The organism is Pseudonocardia sp. Cha107L01 (assembly GCF_052566575.1).
The window spans coordinates 2665611-2682648 of sequence record NZ_CP199579.1 but is presented as its reverse complement, the minus strand read 5'-3'; the positions used below and the strand labels follow the sequence as shown (position 1 = coordinate 2682648).

The following is a 17038-nucleotide window of genomic DNA, read 5'->3' as shown; positions in this document are numbered from 1 at the left end:
CGCATGTTGTTCGCCGAGCTGGTGGCCACCTCCGCCACGGTGGGGGGCACCCGCTCGCGCAAGGCGAAGGTGGAGGCACTGGCCGGGTTGCTGAGAGCGCTCGCCCCGGCCGAGATCGAGGCGGCGGTGTCCTGGCTGGCTGGGGAGCCCCGCCAGGGCCGCCTCGGCACCGGATGGCGCACCCTGGCGGGGCTGGCGGTGCCGCCCGCCGCGCTTCCGGGGCTCACCCTCGCCGAGGTGGACGAGGTGCTGGCCGAGCTCGCCACCAGCTCCGGCGCGGGATCGGCCCGGCGCCGCAAGGAGCTGCTGACGGGCCTGTTCGGCGCGGCCACCGAGGACGAGCAGCGGTTCCTGTTCCGGCTGCTCACCGGCGAGCTCCGCCAGGGCGCCCTGGAGGGCGTGCTCACCGAGGCGGTGGCGGTGGCCGCCGGGATCCCGTCCGAGCAGGTGCGCCGCGGCCTGATGCTGTCCGGCTCGCTGCCGGCGACCGCGCGGGCGGCCCTGGTGGACGGGGCCGAGGCGGTGGCCGCCTTCCGGCTGGAGGTGGGCCGGGGCATCCGGCCGATGTTGGCCTCCCCGGCCGACACGCTGGCCGGCGCGGTGGCCGAGCTCGCCGCCGCCGGCGGGGTCACCGTCGAGTACAAGCTGGACGGGGCGCGCATCCAGGTACACCGCGACGACGATCAGGTCCACGTGTTCACCCGCTCGCTGCGCGACATCACCGACCGGGTCCCCGAGCTGGTCGAGCTGGCCAGGGCGCTGCCGTGTCGCGCCGTGGTGCTGGACGGGGAGTCGCTGGCACTCACCGACGACGGCCGGCCCCGCCCGTTCCAGGAGACGATGCGCAACACCAGCGCCGGCACCCTGCGGCCCCGGTTCTTCGACTGCCTGCACCTGGACGGGGTCGACCTGCTGGACGCACCGCTGCGCGAACGCCTCGAGGCGCTGGAGAAGGTCGCCGGCCCGCACCGGATGCCCGGCCTGCTCGATGCCACCGCCGCGCAGGCCGCCACCCTGCTCGACGAGGCCCTGGAGGCCGGCCACGAGGGCGTCATGGTCAAGTCGCTGGGCTCGCCGTACGCGGCCGGTCGGCGCGGCAAGGCGTGGCAGAAGGTGAAGCCGGCACACACCCTCGACCTGGTCGTGCTCGCCGTCGAGTGGGGCTACGGGCGCCGCACCGGCAAGCTGTCCAACATCCACCTCGGCGCGCGCGACCCGGACGGCGGGCCGCCGGTGATGGTCGGCAAGACGTTCAAGGGCATGACCGATGAGCTGCTCAGCTGGCAGACCGAGCAGTTCTCCGCCCGGGCACTGAGCGACGACGGGCACGTGGTGCGCCTCCCGGCGGACTTCGTGGTGGAGATCGAGCTGGACGGCGCGCAGGCCAGCACCCGGTATCCCGGCGGCGTGGCGCTGCGGTTCGCCCGGGTGCTCCGCTACCGCCCCGACAAGGCCGCGGGCGACGCCGACACCATCGACGCCGTCCGCGCCCTCCTGCACTAACCCACCCCCACGAGTCGGGGCTCTCAGCACACCGAGTCGGGGCTCTCAGCACACCGAGTCGCGGATCTCAGCGCACCGCCCGGCCGGTGACGAGCTGCAACCGTCCCACAGCTGGCCGAGAGACGAACTCATTACCCAAACGTTTGGGTACCTGTTCTCACGTTCGCCGATTAACCTTCACGTCTCGTGCGGTTCCTCCCCGGCCACGACGGCCTTTCCCGCGACCTGACCTACGACGACGTCTTCCTGGTACCCCGCCGCTCGGCGGTGACATCCCGGTTCGACGTCGACCTGAGCAGCCCCGACGGCTCCGGATCCCGGGTGCCGGTGGTCGCCGCGAACATGACCGCGGTGGCCGGCCGGCGGATGGCCGAGACGCTGGCCCGCCGCGGTGCGCTCACCGTGCTCCCGCAGGACGTCGCCCCGGAGGCGGTCGCCAACATCGTCGCCTGGGTCAAGTCGCGGCACCCGGTCTGGGACACCCCGCTGGTGCTCACCGCCGACCAGGCGGTCGCCGACGCGATCAACCTGCTGCCCAAGCGCGCCCACGACGCCGTCGTGGTGGTGGACGGCGACGGCCGGCCGCTGGGCACCGTCGACGAGGCGGCGTGCGCCGGGGTGGACCGGTTCACCCGGCTGTCCGAGGTGCTCGCGCCGGACCCGGTGACACTGCCGCTGGACACCCCGCCGCGCGAGGTGTTCGACGCGCTGCAGTACCGCACGGAGCGGGTCGCGCTCGCCCTCAACGGGGAAGGCCAGCTGGCCGGCATCCTGACCCAGCTCGGTGCCCTGCGCGCGGACATCTACCGCCCCGCTCTGGACGACGGCGGACGGCTGCGGGTGGCGGCGGCGATCGGTGTCAACGGGGACGTGGCGACGAAGGCCACCGCGCTGGTCAAGGCTGAGGTCGACCTGCTCGTGGTGGACACCGCGCACGGTCACCAGGAGAAGATGCTCACCGCGCTGGCCGCCGTCCGGGCGGCGGTGGACAGCATGGGTTCGGCCGTGCCGCTGGTGGCCGGCAACGTGGTGACCGCCGACGGCGTGCGGGACCTGGTCGCGGCGGGCGCGGACATCGTCAAGGTCGGCGTCGGCCCCGGCGCCATGTGCACCACCCGGATGATGACCGGGGTCGGCCGGCCGCAGTTCTCCGCGGTGGCCGAGTGCGCCGCGGCGGCCCGCGAGCTGGGTCGACACGTCTGGGCGGACGGCGGGGTCCGCCACCCCAGGGACGTGGCGCTGGCGCTGGCCGCCGGCGCGAGCGCGGTGATGATCGGCTCCTGGTTCGCCGGCAGCTACGAGTCACCCGGCGACCTGATGCGCGACGCGGACGGGCGGCAGTACAAGGAGTCGTTCGGGATGGCGTCCAAGCGGGCGGTCACCGCGCGCACCCGGGGTGAGGGTGCGTTCGACCGGGCCCGCAAGGCGCTGTTCGAGGAGGGCATCTCCAGCGGCCGGATGATGTTGGACCCGCTGCGCCCCGGTGTCGAGGACCTACTCGACGAGATCTGCGCCGGCGTGCGGTCGACCTGCACGTACACCGGCGCCCGCACTCTCGAGGAGCTGCACACCGGAGCGGTGCTCGGGGTGCAGTCCCCCTCCGGCTTCGCCGAGGGCGAGCCGAGGCCCTAGACCGTGAGACCTGTGAGTGGCGTTGGTCGCCAGCGCGACCAACGCCACTCACGGGGTCTGCTAGGCGACGTCCCCTTCCAGCATCTCGGTGACCAGCGCGGCGATCGCGGAGCGTTCCGAGCGGGCCAGCGTGACGTGCGCGAACAGCGGGTGACCCTTCAACTTCTCGATCACTGCCGCAACGCCGTCGTGCCGACCGACCCGCAGGTTGTCCCGCTGTGCCACGTCGTGCGTGAGCACCACCCGCGACCCGGTGCCCAACCGGGACAGCACGGTGAGCAGCACATTGCGCTCCAGCGACTGCGCCTCGTCCACGATGACGAACGCGTCGTGCAGTGACCGGCCCCGGATATGGGTCAGCGGCAGCACCTCGAGCATGCCCCTGGCCAGTACCTCCTCCACCACTTCGGAGCTGACCAGTGCGCCGAGGGTGTCGAAGACAGCCTGGGCCCAGGGCGCCATCTTCTCGCTCTCGCTACCGGGTAGGTAGCCGAGCTCCTGACCGCCGACCGCGTACACCGGGCGGAAGACCACCACCTTGCGGTGCTGCTGACGTTCCAGCACCGCCTCCAGCCCGGCGCACAACGCGAGCGCGGACTTGCCGGTGCCGGCGCGCCCGCCCAGCGACACGATGCCGATGTCGGGGTCCAGCAGCAGGTCCAGCGCGATCCGCTGCTCGGCGGAGCGGCCGTGCAGCCCGAAGGCCTCGCGGTCGCCGCGCACCAACTTGATCCGCTTGTCCGGGCCCACTCTGGCCAGGGCGGCCGTACCGGAACCGACCAGTTTCAGGCCGGTGTGGCAGGGCAGCTCGCGGACCCATTCCAGCTCGGTGCCCTCCAACTCGATGGAGCCGTCCCGGAACAGCGCGTTCACCATCTCCGAGGACTGCACCTCCACGTCGGCCAGGCCGGTCCAGCCGGACGGCACCACATCCTGCCCGCGGTACTCGTCGGCAACCAGCCCGACGGCGGCGGCCTTGACCCGCAGCGGCATGTCCTTGGTGACCAGCACGACTCCGGCGTCCTCGAGCTCCGCCGCCAGGTTCAGCGCGCAGGCCAGGATCCGGCTGTCGTTGCTGTCCGTGCGAAACCCGGAGGGGAGCACCTCGGGGTCGGTGTGGTTGAGCTCGACGCGGACGGTTCCGCCGCCCTCGCCGATCGGTACCGGGGTGTCCAGCCGTCCGTACCGGATGCGCAGGTCGTCCAGCAGCCGCAATGCCTCGCGGGCGAACCAGCCCAGTTCCGGATGGTGCCTCTTGCCCTCCAGCTCAGAGATGACCACTAGCGGAAGCACTACGTCATGCTCGGCAAATCGGGTAATTGCCCAGGGGTCGGACAGAAGGACCGAAGTGTCGAGGACGTAGCAGCGAGCGTCCGTCTGCAACAAGCGGTTGGCCGGGGTGACGGGGCCTGTCGCGATGGCGGAAGTGGTACCAGCCCCGGTTACGCCACTGGAGGCGGCGGTCGGGGACGAGCTCGAGGCGGGACGTCGTGCAGTCACGGCTTCTCCCTCGCGGGCACGGCACCGCGCCCGCACTGGTGGTGGGCCGGCCGACCCTGTTCGGACGCGGCCTCGGGCGTCAGTAACTTCACCGACGCCCTCCACCACGGCCGCGAGGGCCGGGTGCCGGCCCCCCCGTGCTCGTGACAGCCACGATCAGGGCCTCCCGGGCGGCCCGCATCGGATACGGTCCGCCACTCGCAACGCTACCGGCGACGAGCGGGATTTGGTCAACAAATCCGCACACTTTCCGTGATCGGGTTAGGCCAAATACCGGGATGGGCTACCGCTCGTCGCTCAGCGTCAACCGCATGACGAGATGATGATCGAAGATTCTTACCCAGCGTTCACATTCGATTCATCGCCGAACTGCTTGGCCGTGCTAACCGCAGGTCAGCCCGCTGGCTCCGGCCAACCCAGATCGGCCCGCAGCGCACGCGGAGTGAGCGGCTCGTCGTGCAGCCGACACAACCGGAGCAACGCGGACTGCCCCGCCGGCCGCGCGTCCAGCCACGCACCGAGCAGGCGGACGCCCTCCACATAGCTAGTGGTGTAACTGCGCCACAGCGGATGGGTGAGGAACCGCAGCATCTGGCGGGCCCGGGAGTCGGGCACGAGCAGCCAGCGACTCAGGTAGTCGACCACCTCGTCGAGGTCGGCGTGCCGTTCGTAGAGCATCAGAGCCGCGTCCTGGCGCACCGCCAGCAGGGCGGCACTCGCCCGCTCCACCCGCTCGGCCAGCTCGCCGTCCAACCGGACGCCCGACTCGGCCAGCACCTCGGCCGCCCAGCGCCCCCACGCCTGCCCGATCGCCGCGGTCAGCCCCAGGTCCGCGAGCCCCTCGGACAGCAGACACTGCGGGCTGTTCAGCAGGAAGAGGGAGTGCTCGACGCACCCGCCCCGCTGCACCAGCACGGTGTGCCGACGGCACCGCTCGGTGTGGTGCCCCGGATAGGCCTCGTGTGCCAGCAGGTGCGGCAACTGCGAGGCCCGCCGCCCGGTCTCGGAATTGATCACCACGCGCGAGTGGTGACCGCCGAGGTAGTGGTTGAAGGCGCTCCACGGGCGGTCCGAGGAGATCTCGTAGGTCACCGTCTCCTCGGCGGGCAGCTCGAGCTGGCTCCGGGTCACCTCGCGCAGCGCGCCGGACAGCACTCGGATCGCCGGCCCCAGCCACTCGACCGGCAGCTCCTCCGCCTTGCGGTAGGCGGCCATCCGCGCGGCCAGCGGCCCGCCGCCGGGTAGCAGCGTGGCGAGCTCGGCGTGGGCCGCCCGGTAGGAGTCCGGTTCGCCCAGCTCGACGTCGGTGTCGAAGTAGGCGCGCAGCTCGGCGCGGAACCCGGGCGCCCGCCCCGCCGCCCGCCGCAGCGAGCAGTCCAGCGCGGTCAGCTGCCGGTCCAGGAAGTCGCGCCGCCCGGGCACCAGTTCGGCGGAGGGCAGTTCGGCGGAGGGTTCGGCGGACGGCAGTTCAGTCCTCAGCCGGGCCGCCTCACGGAGCAGCTCGTCCACCCTCGGCCGGGGCTCGCTGGCCACCTGCCGGCGCAGGGAAACAGCGCCGGTATGGGCATCGACCAGGCCGGGTACCAGCCGATCGCTGCGCAGTCCCAGCAGCACGTAGGCTCGTGCCAACGCGTCCAAATCCACGGCCGCGAGATGCTACTCGGACACACAATCAATCGCTCCCCCGCACGAATCAATACCAGGCTCTCCGTCAGGCAAGGGTGCCCTTACCTCTGTTGGGCCGTTCGAGTGAGAGTCGACTACAGAGCGTGCTCATTTGGCGACAATTGCCCAGGTATTCCACGGCAAAAGTCACCTAATTGAGGGAATAACTAATCCAAAACACGTCAAGTCACACGATAGTGGTACGAGGTTTTGCGTGTGCTCGACTCAGCAGTAGTTTCGACCCAGTCAGCGCGGGCTCCCCAGGCATCGCTGACGTCGTGAAGGGGGCCGTCGTCTTAACGGCGTCGGTAGACTCAATCAGGAGATGAACACTGTGCTGAAGAAGGCTGGAATTGTTTTGGCGGCCGCGACCGCCGGTGTGCTCGCATTGAGCCCGCTGGCATTCGCCGGCGACTACGACTCGGGTCACGGTCACCACCACCACCACAGCAGCGATAGCGACGACAACGACAACGACCACAGCGCGAGCTGCCACCAGGACAACAGCTCGAAGGACAAGGCCGACGGCGTTCACGCGCAGGGCGGCCTGGTCAACGTGCAGGACACCACCGTCCAGGTGCCGATCCAGGCCTGCAACAACTCGGTCATCGAGGGTGTCCTCGGCATTCTCGCCAAGAACCAGAAGAACTCTGACGACCACGGCTGAGGTTTGATCCCTCGTTAACGCGCTCCGCCTCGACGGAGCACGCTCCCCCCGAGGGCAGGCAAGACTTTGAGCCCGACGGCGGACCTCACCGGTCCGCTGTCGGGCTTTTTACTGTCCGATCCCGTTAAATCCTCGGTTCACCCGATAGGGCCGTAACCTTTACGAGATAGCCGCGGGACCCAATTTCGGTGTCCGAGTAGGAATCGTGGACAGGCTCCGCTATATTCAAGTTGTCAGCGAGGGCTCCCCAATCACCGCTGACAACGATGGCGGTCGTCGAGCGATGCCGCCGATTGAACAGGAGAGTAACTGTGCTGAAGAAGGCTGGAATCGTGGTGGCGGCCGCCGCTGCCGGGCTGCTCGCCGTGAGCCCGCTTGCTTTTGCAGACGGTCACGGGATTCTCGATGGTGCGCACGGCCAGGTTGGCCTGGTCAACGTCCAGGACAGCGCCGTTCAGGTGCCGATCCAGGCGTGCAACAACTCGGTCATCGAGGGCGTTCTGGGCGTGCTGGCCAAGAACCAGAAGAACAGCGACTCCCACGACGGTGAGTGCCACCAGAAGAACAAGGCCGTCGACAGCGCTGGCAGCAGCGACGACGACTGAGTCTGCTCAGCTAGGCGGGAAGGGCGCTGGACCTCGAGTCCGGCGCCCTTCTTGTATGTCCGGGTCTGGAAGGTTCGCACAGCCGTAGTGGGCTGAGCCGCCTCGCGTCGCACAGACCGCCCGCCGTCCGCACAGCCGTAGTCGGCTGAGCCGCCTCGCGTCGCACAGACCGCCCGCCGTCCGCACAGCCATAGGGGGCTGAGCCCCCTCGCGGTCGCACAGACCGCCCGCGGTCCGCACAGAATGTGCAGCGTCTGTGCCGCACTGACAGCGTCTGTGCGGCCGGCTTCGCCAAGGCGACCAGCGCCGGACTCGCCACTCGCCCCACGGACCTTCCACGCGCTAGTTCCCGCGCACGTTGCGTGATTCCCGCGCCTCTTGCGACACCACGTCGCGCATCTCCCGTGCACGTCGCGCACCTCGCACCGTGCGCGACGTCCACGCAAGGTGCGCGGCGTCGCAGCCGAGTTATCCACAGGGCCGAGGTGTCAGTCGCTGCGACCCCAGTCGCACGGCTGCCCTACCCCACTGCGGCCCTGCCTGCGGCACAGACCGCCCACCCGCGGCGCAGACCGTGCAACGTCTGTGCGGCACGCAGCAGGTCTGTGCCAGCCGAGTTCGCCGCGCGCCGCCCCCACGCGCTGCTGTACCGGCCGCTGCCGCTCCCGGCCGCTGCCGCACCGGCCGCGCAGACCGGAAGGTCCACTGAGCCGCCATTCCAATGAGCCGCAACCCACCGAGCCGCAACCCACCGAGCCGCAACCCACCGAGCCGCAACCCACCGAGCCGCAACCCACCGAGCCGCTACCCACTGAGCCGCAACTGGCCCTTCGGGCGGTCAGGAGCCGAAGCGGCGGTGCCGAATCCCGTAGTCGCGCAGCGCGCGCAGGAAGTCGACCCGGCGGAACTCCGGCCAGTACGCCTCGCAGAACCAGAACTCCGAGTGCGCGGACTGCCACAGCAGGAACCCGGACAGCCGCTGCTCCCCCGACGTCCTGATCACCAGGTCCGGGTCGGGTTGGCCCGAGGTGTAGAGGTGCTCGGCGATGTGGTCCACATCGAGTACCTCGGCCAGCTCTTCGATCGAGGTGCCGTTCTCGGCGTGGCTGAGCAGTAGCTTGCGCACCGCGTCGGCGATCTCCCGCCGGCCGCCGTAGCCGACCGCGATGTTCACCTGCATGCCGGTGCGTTGCTGGGTACGGGCCGCGGCACTGACCAGGCGCGCCGAGGTGTCCCCCGGCAGCAGGTCCAACGCGCCGACCACCCGGACCCGCCAGGAGCGGCCCGGCCCGCTCAGCTCGTCGACCACGCCGACGATGATGTCCAGCAGCGGGCGCAGCTCGGCATCGGGCCGGTTCAGGTTGTCGGTGGACAGCAGCCAGAGCGTGACCACCTCGACATCGTTGTCCCGGCACCAGCCGAGCAGCTCGGTGATCCGGGATGCGCCGGCTCGATGCCCGTCGTTGACATCGAGGAGGCCGGCATCCCGCGCCCAGCGCCGGTTCCCGTCCAGGATCACACCCACGTGCCGGGGGCGCTGGGCACCGTCCAGCTGACGCCGCAACTTCCGCTCGTAAGCGGAGTACAGCAGGTTGCGCAGGCCCACGGGAGGAAAGAGTACGCCGATCGCTGTGATCGAACAGCCAATCACCCGCTCGGCCTGCTCAGCGCCCCGGTCAGCCGCGGTGACCGGTCCATTCCACTCGACCGTGGCGCGATGGCCGCCCGGTGTGCCGTACGCTCGAAGCGTGACCAGCGGGACCGCCGCCGACACCCTGCTCCCGAGGGGCGCCAAGCCCCGACTGCGGGGCCGGTTGCATCAGGCTTCATTCGTCTTCTCGATGGCCGCCGGGGCCGCCCTGGTCACCGCCACCGTCACTACCAGCGGTTCTCCGCTCGCGGTGGTCTCGGTTGCGGTGTACGCGGGGACCGTGCTCGGACTGTTCGGCATCAGCGCGCTCTACCACCGGGTCGCCTGGCGCAGTGAGGTCACCCGGTCCTGGATGCGCCGGCTGGACCACTCGATGATCTTCGTGTTCATCGCCGGCACGTACACCCCGGTGGCCGCGATGGCGCTGCCCCCGACCACGCGGTGGGTCGTGCTCGCGGTGGTGTGGGCCGGCGCGCTGGGCGGGGTGACCCTGAATCTCGCGTGGCCGCGCGCGCCGCGCTGGGTCGGCGTACCGATCTATCTCGCGCTGGGCTGGGTCGCGGTCTTCGTGCTGCCCGACCTGTTGCACCACGTCGGAGTGGCAGCGTTGGTGCTGTTGCTTGCCGGCGGGGCGCTCTACACGTTGGGCGCGGTCTGCTACGCCGTCAAGTGGCCCGACCCGTGGCCGGCCACCTTCGGCTTCCACGAGTTCTTCCACGCGGCCACCGTGCTCGCCGCGCTGTGCCACTACGTCGCCATCTGGTTCGTGCTGGCCAGCTTCTCCGGCTAGGGAGGCTCTGTGAGTGGTATTGGTCGCCAGTGCGACCAGTACCACTCAGGACCAATACCACTCACCAGCCAGCGCGTCAGCTGGTCGGGCCCTGCCCCCGCAGCTCATCCACCTTCGACATCGCGGTGCGCAGCTCGGTGAGCCAGTCGTCCGCGTGCTCGCCGACCAGCTTGACCGCCCAGGCCAGCGCATCCGACCGGGACCGCGCCACCCCGGCGTCGACCAGTGTGTCCAGCACGATCCGCTCCGGCTGGCGCAGCCGCGTCATCACCGGCACGGACAGCGTGGTGAACAGCTCCTCGACCTCGCCGAGACGGGCTCCCCAGGCCACCTTGCGGCGGTACCGGTGCTGGGCCTGCAGGGCGATGTCGATCCGCTCGTCCCGGGTCTGCTCCCGGAACCTGGCGATACGTCCGGCCACCGCCGCGGCCCGGTTGGCCCGCCCGGCGTCGTCGTCGGTGAACTCCTCGTCCAGCGCCGGCAGCTCGCCGACGATCAGGATCTCTTCCCGGTCCACCCGTACCTCTGGGGCGCCGGTGAACCAGCCGTCCGGCAGCCGGCCGTGCAGCCACCCCGCCGCGTCCTCGGCCGGCGGCAGATCGGCCTGCTGCCAACCGCCACGGCCCTGTCCCCTGCCGGGCCCTCGGCCCGGTCCCGACCATCCTCGATGCATTCGTCCGACCATCGCCGGCCTCCATCTATCGTCTCTGCTTACAGTATTACACAGATACATCCGTACATTGGCGGAGAAATTCGACCCACCGTCGGGCCCGGCGGGACGAGGATGGCCGACATGACCACAACCGACGCCGAGTCGGTCACCCTGCGCCGGCTTCTCGACGTGGTGCTGCGGCTCGGCACGGAACGCCAGGTGGAACCGGTGCTGAGGCAGGTCGTCGACGCGGCGAGGGAGCTGACCGGCGCCGGTTACGCCGCGATCGGGGTGCCGGACGGCGCCGGGGGCTTCGAGCGGTTCCTCACCGCCGGGGTCGACAGTGCGACCTGGGCCCGGATCGGCGCGCTGCCCCGCACCCACGGCCTGCTCGGCGCCGTGCTGTGCGAACCGCGCGCGCTGCGGCTGGCGGACATCCGGGCCGACCCCCGCTTCCTCGGCTACCCGGCCGCCCACCCGGACATGGTCGCCTTCCTCGCCGTGCCCATCCTGGCCGGCGGCGAGGTGGTCGCGGAGCTCTTCCTGACCAACCCGGCCGGCGGGCCGGAGTTCTCCGACGCCGCGTTGCGGGTGGTCGAGGCGCTGGCCGGGCACGCCGCGCTCGCGGTGGTCACCGCGCAACGCCAGGAGCGGCTGCGCGAGCTGTCCATCGTGGCCGAGCGCACCCGGATCGCCCGCGAGCTGCACGACTCGGTCACCCAGACGTTGTTCAGCCTGAGCCTCGCGGCGGAGTCGGCGGTCACGCTGGCCGGACCGGCGGCCCCGGACGGGCTGACCGGCCAACTGGACCGGGTGCGCGACCTGGCCCAGCTCGGGTTGGACGAGCTGCGCGAGCTGGTCGACACCCTGCGCCCCGCCGAGCTGGGTCGGGACGGGCTGGCCAGCGCGCTGCGTACCCGGGTCGACCTGTTGCGCGCGGTGCACGGGACACCCATCGTGCTGCACACGCGGGTGTCCCGACCGCTGGACGAGGTGCTCGGACGGGAGCTGTTGAAGATCGGCAATGAGGCGCTGGGCAACGCGTTGCGGCACGCCGGCGAGGCGCGGGTGTCGGTCTCGCTGGAGGTGGCGGTGTCGCTGGAGGTGGGCGAGGCCGCGCGGCTGGTGGTCACCGACGACGGCGGCGGGTTCGACCTGGCTGCCACGCTGCGCACAACGCGGCGGCTCGGGCTGACCAGCATGCGCGAGCGGGCCGAGGCGCTGGGCGGCACGCTGCGCATCGACACCGCGCCGGGCGCCGGCACCGCGGTCACCTGCGAGGTGCCACTCTCGTGATCACAGTGCTGCTGGTGGACGACCACGAGCTGGTCCGCGCCGGGCTGCGCACCTTCCTGGAGCTGCAGCCGGACATGGCGGTGGTGGGTGAGGCCGGCAGCGGTGAGCAGGCGCTCGCCCTCGTCGCCGGGCTGGCCCCGGACATCGTGCTGCTGGACCTGGTGCTGCCCGGGATGAGCGGGGTGGACACGGTCCGCCGGCTGCGGGCGGCACACCCGGACGTCAAGGTCGTCGTGCTCACCTCGTTCGCCGGGCAGGACTCGGTGCTGCCGGCGGTCCGCGCCGGGGTGGCCGGTTACCTGCTCAAGGACGTCGGGCCCGCCGAGCTCGCCGATGCGCTGCGCTCGGTGTACGCCGGCGGGTCGCCGCTGCACCCGACGGTTGCGGCCACCGTGTTGCGCCAGGTCAGCGCCGCCGCCGACCCGCTCACCCCGCGCGAACGGGAGGTACTGCGGCTGATCGCCCTCGGGCTGTCCAACCGGCTGATCGCGCGCGAGCTGGTGCTGTCCGAGAAGACGGTGAAGACGCACGTCAGCGCGGTGCTGGCCAAGCTCGGCGTCGCCGACCGCACCCAGGCCGCCCTGCTCGCCGTCCGCGACGGGGTGACCCCGTGAGTGGCGAGTGGTCTCAGCGGACCACTCGCCACTCACGAGTCCTAGGACCAAGGTCCCGGTAGGTCCGGGCCAGCGGCCGAGGGCGGCGGCCGGCAACGCGCGCAGCGTGGAGGTATGCCAACAGCGATCATCACCGGAGCGTCCACCGGGCTCGGCCGGGCGCTCGCCGAAGACCTGTCCCGGCGCGGCTGGCGGACCGTCGTGGACGCCCGCACCGCCGCCGAGCTCCACGAGGCCGCCGCCGGCTGGCCGAACGCCGAGGTCCACCCCGGCGACATCACCGACGAGGCGCACCGCGCCGAGCTGGTCGCGGCCGCCGGCGGGCGGCTGGACCTGCTGGTACTCAACGCGTCCTCCCTCGGCCAGGTCCCGCTGCCACCGCTGGCCGGCTACCGGCTGGACGAGCTGCGCGCGGTGCTGGAGACGAACGTGGTGGCCCCGCTGCGCCTGGTCCAGCTCGCCCTGCCCGCACTGCGCGCCGCCGCCGGGCGGGTACTGGCGATCAGCAGTGACGCCGCCGTCGAGGGTTACCCCGGCTGGGGCGGCTACGGGGCCTCCAAGGCAGCGCTGGATCAACTGGTCCGGGTGCTCGCGGCGGAGGAGCCGGGCGTGCGGGCGTACGCGGTGGATCCCGGTGACATGCGCACCCGGATGCACGCCGCCGCGTTCCCCGGCGAGGACATCAGCGACCGGCCGGCCCCGGAGTCCGTGCTGCCCGCCCTGCGCCGGCTGATCGAGGGCTCGCTGCCGTCCGGCCGCTACACCGAGGGCCAGCTGCGCGAGGTGTCGGCGTGAAGGGGGAGGCAGCGCTGACGAGTGATGCACCGGCCGGGTTGCCGAGTACCGGTTTAGCGGGCGCCGGGTTGGCGACTACCGGGTTGGCGAGCGCCGGGTTGCCGACCGGCGGGCGGCCGAGCGCCTGGTTGCCGACCCGACTGCCGACCGGGCTGCCGACCGAGCTACCGGCCGGGGCGCTGGCCACCGCACCGGCCGAGGTGCGCGGCCTGGCCAGGGACGGAGTGCGGCTGCTGGTGGCCGGCCCGGACGGGCCGCGGCACCGCCACGCGGCCGCACTGGCGGACGCGCTGCGGGCCGGCGACCTGCTGGTGCTGAACACCTCGGACACCCTGGCCGCCGCGCTGACCGGCGTCACCCGGCACGGCGAGCGCGTCGAGGTACACCTGTCCACGCTCGACCCGGCGGTGGGACCGGCTACCGACCGGACGCGGCCGGACCCGAGCGGCTACCCGGCCGCGCTGGCGTCCACCCGATCGCGCTGGATCGTCGAGATACGCACCGGCGGCGGCCCCGGCGGAGTACTGGGCGGCGAGCCGTCCGAGGTGGACAGGGCGGCGGAGTCCATCCGGCTGGCCGGCGACGGAGTGCTGCGCGGTGTCCGGCCCACCGGCAGCCGCCGGCTGTGGTCGGCCGAGCTGGTCACTCCGGTGCCGCTGCTGGGCTGGCTCACCGAGCACGGCGACCCGATCCGCTACCGGTACGTCTCGGCGCGCTGGCCACTGTCGGCGTACCGCACCACGTATGCCGACACCCCCGGCAGCGCGGAGATGCCCAGCGCCGGCCGCGCGATCACGCCGCGCGTGCTGCGCCGGCTCCACGCCCGGGGTGTGCAGGTGGCCGGACTGCTGCTGCACACCGGGGTGTCCTCGCTGGAGGCCGGCGACGGGCCGCACCCGGAGTGGTACGAGGTACCGCCGTCCACCGCGGCCGCCGTGGCCGCCACCAGGGCCGACGGTGGCCGGGTGATCGCCGTGGGCACGACCGTGGTGCGGGCCCTCGAATCGGCCGCGGTGTCGCCGACCGGGGACGGCCGGCCGGTTGCCCGCGCGGGCTGGACCGATCTGGTGATCACCCCGGAGCGCGGCGTACGCACAGTGGACGGGCTGCTCACCGGCTGGCACGAGCCGGCGGCCTCACACCTGCTCATGCTGGAGGCGGTGGCCGGCCGGCAGCTGCTGGTGGACTCCTACGCGGCCGCGCTGGCCGGCGGCTACCGGTGGCACGAGTTCGGCGACCTGCACCTGATCCTGCCGCCGCGTTGACCGAACGGCCCGGATCGGTCGCTGAACTGTCGGGGTCCACTGCCACCCTGCGAGGCATGGTGGGCTGGAACGAGGTCGAGAAGGCGGAGCCGGAGTTCGCGGCCAGCGTGCGGACGGTGTTCGAGAAGAGCAAGCACAAGACGATCGCCACGCTGCGGGCCGACGGGGGCCCCCGGATCAGTGGCATCGAGGCGGAGTTCGACGACGGCGACGGCGAGCTGACCTTCGGCTCGATGCCGGGCTCCCGGAAGGGCGCCGACCTGGCCCGCGATCCCCGGCTCGCACTGCACAGTCCGTCGGTCGACCCGCCCGAGGATGCACCGGCCGACTGGCAGGGCGACGCCAAGATCGCCGGCCGCGCGGTGTTCACCCATGAGCTGACCGGTCCGCAGCCGGGGCAGGGGTTCCGGGTGGACATCGACGAGGTGGTCCGCATCGGGCTCAACGCGGCCGGGGATCAGCTGGTCATCCAGGTCTGGCGGCCGGGTAGGGGGTTGCGCGAGTTCAGCCGCAAGTAACCGGAGCGGCACCGACCAGGTCCAGGGCGGCCCGCTCGGCGGCGGCCCGGCCGGGACTGTTCGGCGACGGGTACCCAGCGCCTGACGACGGCGCGGCCGAAACGACCAAACCCGACACGGAACAAAAAACCGACACGAAACTGGGCCGACACTGTCGATTCCCCGCCGGCCCGTTCGTCTCCAAGATGGGCAGCCGGCAACTAGCACAGCCCAGCACGACCCGGCCCCGACCGATCCGCACCCATGAAGGAGCACCATGCGCTACCTGTTGCTGATCTACACCCCCGTCGGACCGCCGCAGCCCGAGGACGAGTTCAACCAGATGATGGAGGCCTACGGCGCGTACACGAAGGCCATCGCCGACGCCGGGGTCCAGCAGGCCGGCGACGCACTACGGGAAGTCGAGACCGCGACCACCGTGCGGGTGCGGGACGGCGAGCGGCTGGTCACCGATGGGCCGTTCGCCGAGACCCGTGAGGTCCTCGGCGGCTACTACCTGATCGACGTGCCGGACCTGGACAGCGCGTTGGACTGGGCGGCGCGTTGCCCTGGCGCCTCGCGGGGCAGTGTCGAGGTCCGGCCGATCTGGGAAATGACGGGCCACTAACGATGACGGGGCGAGCGGCCGACTCCGTCGAGGCGGTGTTCCGCGAGGAATGGGGTCGGCTGCTCGCCGCGCTGGTCCGCCAGTTCGGCGACCTTGACCTGGCCGAGGAGGTCGCCTCCGACGCGGTCGCGTCGGCTCTGCGGCGTTGGCCGGTCGACGGAGTGCCGCGCAGCCCGGCCGCCTGGCTGCTCACCACCGCCCGGCACCGGGCACTGGACATGCTGCGCCGCGACCAGCGGTTGGCCACCCGGCTGGCGTTGCTCGCGGTCGACGCGGACCGGGCGGCCAGCGGTCCCGACCCGGCCGGTTCGGCGGGCCACGCCACGGGACCCGATGACGTACCGGACGACCGGCTGCGGCTGTTCTTCACCTGCTGCCACCCGGCGCTGCGGTTGGAGGCGCAGACCGCGCTCACCCTGCGCTGCCTTGCCGGCTTCTCCACCGGCGAGGTGGCCAGGGCCTTCCTGGTGCCCGTCCCGACCATGGCGCAGCGCATCGTCCGGGCCAAACGCAAGATCGCCGACGCGCGTATCCCGTTCCGCGTCCCGACGACCGACGAGCTCCCGGAGCGCCTGCCCGGCGTGCTCAGAGTGATCTACCTGATCTTCACCGAGTCCTACGCGGCGAGCGCCGGGGACGACCTGCTGCGTCCCGAGCTGGCCGACGAGGCGATCCGGCTGGCCCGCATCCTGCACCGGCTGCTGCCGGCCGAACGCGAGATCACCGGGCTGCTGGCACTGTTGCTGCTGGTCGACGCCCGGCGGGCGGCACGCACCGGGCCGACCGGCGAGCTGCTGCTGCTCGACGAACAGGACCGCACCCGCTGGAACCCGGACCAGGTCGAGGAGGGCGGGCGGCTGGTGGTGAACGCGCTGCGCGGCACGCCGCCGGGGCGGTACGCGCTGCAGGCCGCCATCGCCGCGCTGCACGACGAGGCACCGGACGCGGCCAGCACGGACTGGCCGCAGATCGTCGCGCTCTACGACGTGCTCAAGACCCTGGACGGCTCACCGCTCGTCGAGCTCAACCGGGCGGTCGCGGTGGCCATGCGGGACGGTCCGGCGGCCGGGTTGTCACTGCTCGACCAGTTGGCCGCCGATCCTCGGCTTGCCGGCTACCACCTGCTGCCCGCCGCCCGCGCCGACCTGCTGCGTCGGCTGGGCCGCTACGGCGAGGCCGCGGGTGCCTACCGGTGCGCCCTGGAGCTGGTCGGCAACGAGCCGGAGCGGGCGTTCCTGGAGCGTCGGCTGAGCGCACTGGGCGACCAGGCATGATGCA

The 17038-nt window shown here is 71.8% G+C and carries 16 protein-coding genes; 12 read left to right on the top strand and 4 right to left on the bottom strand.

Translation table 11 applies throughout. The features are described from left to right. Positions 1-3 precede the first annotated feature (3 nt). Positions 4-1503: an ATP-dependent DNA ligase gene (locus tag ACTXG6_RS12770; protein ID WP_445187992.1), complete on the top strand. Its 1500-nt coding sequence runs from the start codon at positions 4-6 to the stop codon at positions 1501-1503. Positions 1504-1689: 186 nt separating this feature from the next. Further along, on the top strand, positions 1690-3135 hold the full coding sequence (locus ACTXG6_RS12765; RefSeq protein WP_445187991.1) for a GuaB1 family IMP dehydrogenase-related protein: 1446 nt from the start codon (positions 1690-1692) through the stop codon (positions 3133-3135). A gap of 60 nt (positions 3136-3195) precedes the next feature. Here ACTXG6_RS12765 and ACTXG6_RS12760 read toward each other — a convergent pair whose 3' ends face one another. Both ACTXG6_RS12760 and ACTXG6_RS12755 read right to left on the bottom strand, forming a co-directional pair. Further along, the gene (locus tag ACTXG6_RS12760) at positions 3196-4554 is read right to left on the bottom strand and encodes a PhoH family protein (RefSeq protein WP_445189991.1); all 1359 of its coding nucleotides are present in this window, start codon (positions 4552-4554) and stop codon (positions 3196-3198) included. A gap of 474 nt (positions 4555-5028) precedes the next feature. After that, positions 5029-6264: a DUF885 domain-containing protein gene (locus ACTXG6_RS12755; RefSeq protein ID WP_445187990.1), complete on the bottom strand. Its 1236-nt coding sequence runs from the start codon at positions 6262-6264 to the stop codon at positions 5029-5031. A gap of 361 nt (positions 6265-6625) precedes the next feature. Here ACTXG6_RS12755 and ACTXG6_RS12750 point away from each other — a divergent pair, with 361 nt between their 5' ends. Beyond that, a complete protein-coding gene (locus ACTXG6_RS12750) occupies positions 6626-6967 on the top strand; it encodes a hypothetical protein (protein WP_445187989.1) in 342 nt (113 codons plus the stop codon). A gap of 311 nt (positions 6968-7278) precedes the next feature. Beyond that, positions 7279-7572, top strand: coding sequence for a hypothetical protein (locus tag ACTXG6_RS12745; RefSeq protein ID WP_445187988.1), 294 nt, complete (start codon positions 7279-7281; stop codon positions 7570-7572). Between the two features lie 838 nt (positions 7573-8410). Here ACTXG6_RS12745 and ACTXG6_RS12740 read toward each other — a convergent pair. Continuing rightward, on the bottom strand, positions 8411-9172 hold the full coding sequence (locus ACTXG6_RS12740) for an isoprenyl transferase (RefSeq protein ID WP_445189990.1): 762 nt from the start codon (positions 9170-9172) through the stop codon (positions 8411-8413). A gap of 148 nt (positions 9173-9320) precedes the next feature. Between ACTXG6_RS12740 and trhA the strand changes: the two genes are divergently transcribed. Next, the gene (gene trhA, locus ACTXG6_RS12735) at positions 9321-10013 is read left to right on the top strand and encodes a PAQR family membrane homeostasis protein TrhA (RefSeq protein ID WP_445187987.1); all 693 of its coding nucleotides are present in this window, start codon (positions 9321-9323) and stop codon (positions 10011-10013) included. A 76-nt stretch (positions 10014-10089) separates the two neighbouring features. Here the strand turns inward: trhA and ACTXG6_RS12730 are convergent, their stop codons facing one another. Further along, positions 10090-10686: a hypothetical protein gene (locus tag ACTXG6_RS12730; RefSeq protein WP_445189989.1), complete on the bottom strand. Its 597-nt coding sequence runs from the start codon at positions 10684-10686 to the stop codon at positions 10090-10092. A 120-nt stretch (positions 10687-10806) separates the two neighbouring features. On the opposite strand from ACTXG6_RS12730, the gene ACTXG6_RS12725 reads away from it, so the two are divergent. From ACTXG6_RS12725 to ACTXG6_RS12695, 7 genes are all read left to right on the top strand, one after another. Beyond that, positions 10807-11961 carry a GAF domain-containing sensor histidine kinase gene (locus ACTXG6_RS12725; RefSeq protein ID WP_445187986.1) on the top strand — a complete coding sequence of 385 codons (1155 nt, stop codon included), beginning with the start codon at positions 10807-10809 and terminating at the stop codon, positions 11959-11961. After that, positions 11958-12575, top strand: a complete 618-nt coding sequence (locus ACTXG6_RS12720) for a response regulator (RefSeq protein WP_445187985.1) — start codon at positions 11958-11960, stop codon at positions 12573-12575. Before ACTXG6_RS12725 ends, ACTXG6_RS12720 begins: the two co-directional genes overlap by 4 nt. A gap of 114 nt (positions 12576-12689) precedes the next feature. Further along, on the top strand, positions 12690-13370 hold the full coding sequence (locus ACTXG6_RS12715; RefSeq protein ID WP_445187984.1) for an SDR family oxidoreductase: 681 nt from the start codon (positions 12690-12692) through the stop codon (positions 13368-13370). Then, complete coding sequence (locus tag ACTXG6_RS12710) at positions 13367-14635, top strand: S-adenosylmethionine:tRNA ribosyltransferase-isomerase (protein ID WP_445187983.1); 1269 nt, start codon at positions 13367-13369, stop codon at positions 14633-14635. The genes ACTXG6_RS12715 and ACTXG6_RS12710 overlap by 4 nt, the downstream gene beginning before the upstream one ends. Before the next feature lie 56 nt (positions 14636-14691). Next, on the top strand, positions 14692-15153 hold the full coding sequence (locus tag ACTXG6_RS12705) for a pyridoxamine 5'-phosphate oxidase family protein (protein ID WP_445187982.1): 462 nt from the start codon (positions 14692-14694) through the stop codon (positions 15151-15153). 256 nt (positions 15154-15409) lie between these two features. Further along, entirely contained in the window at positions 15410-15760 is a 351-nt protein-coding gene (locus ACTXG6_RS12700) for a YciI family protein (protein WP_445187981.1), read from the top strand. A 2-nt stretch (positions 15761-15762) separates the two neighbouring features. After that, positions 15763-17034, top strand: coding sequence for an RNA polymerase sigma factor (locus ACTXG6_RS12695; RefSeq protein WP_445187980.1), 1272 nt, complete (start codon positions 15763-15765; stop codon positions 17032-17034). Positions 17035-17038: the final 4 nt, after the last annotated feature.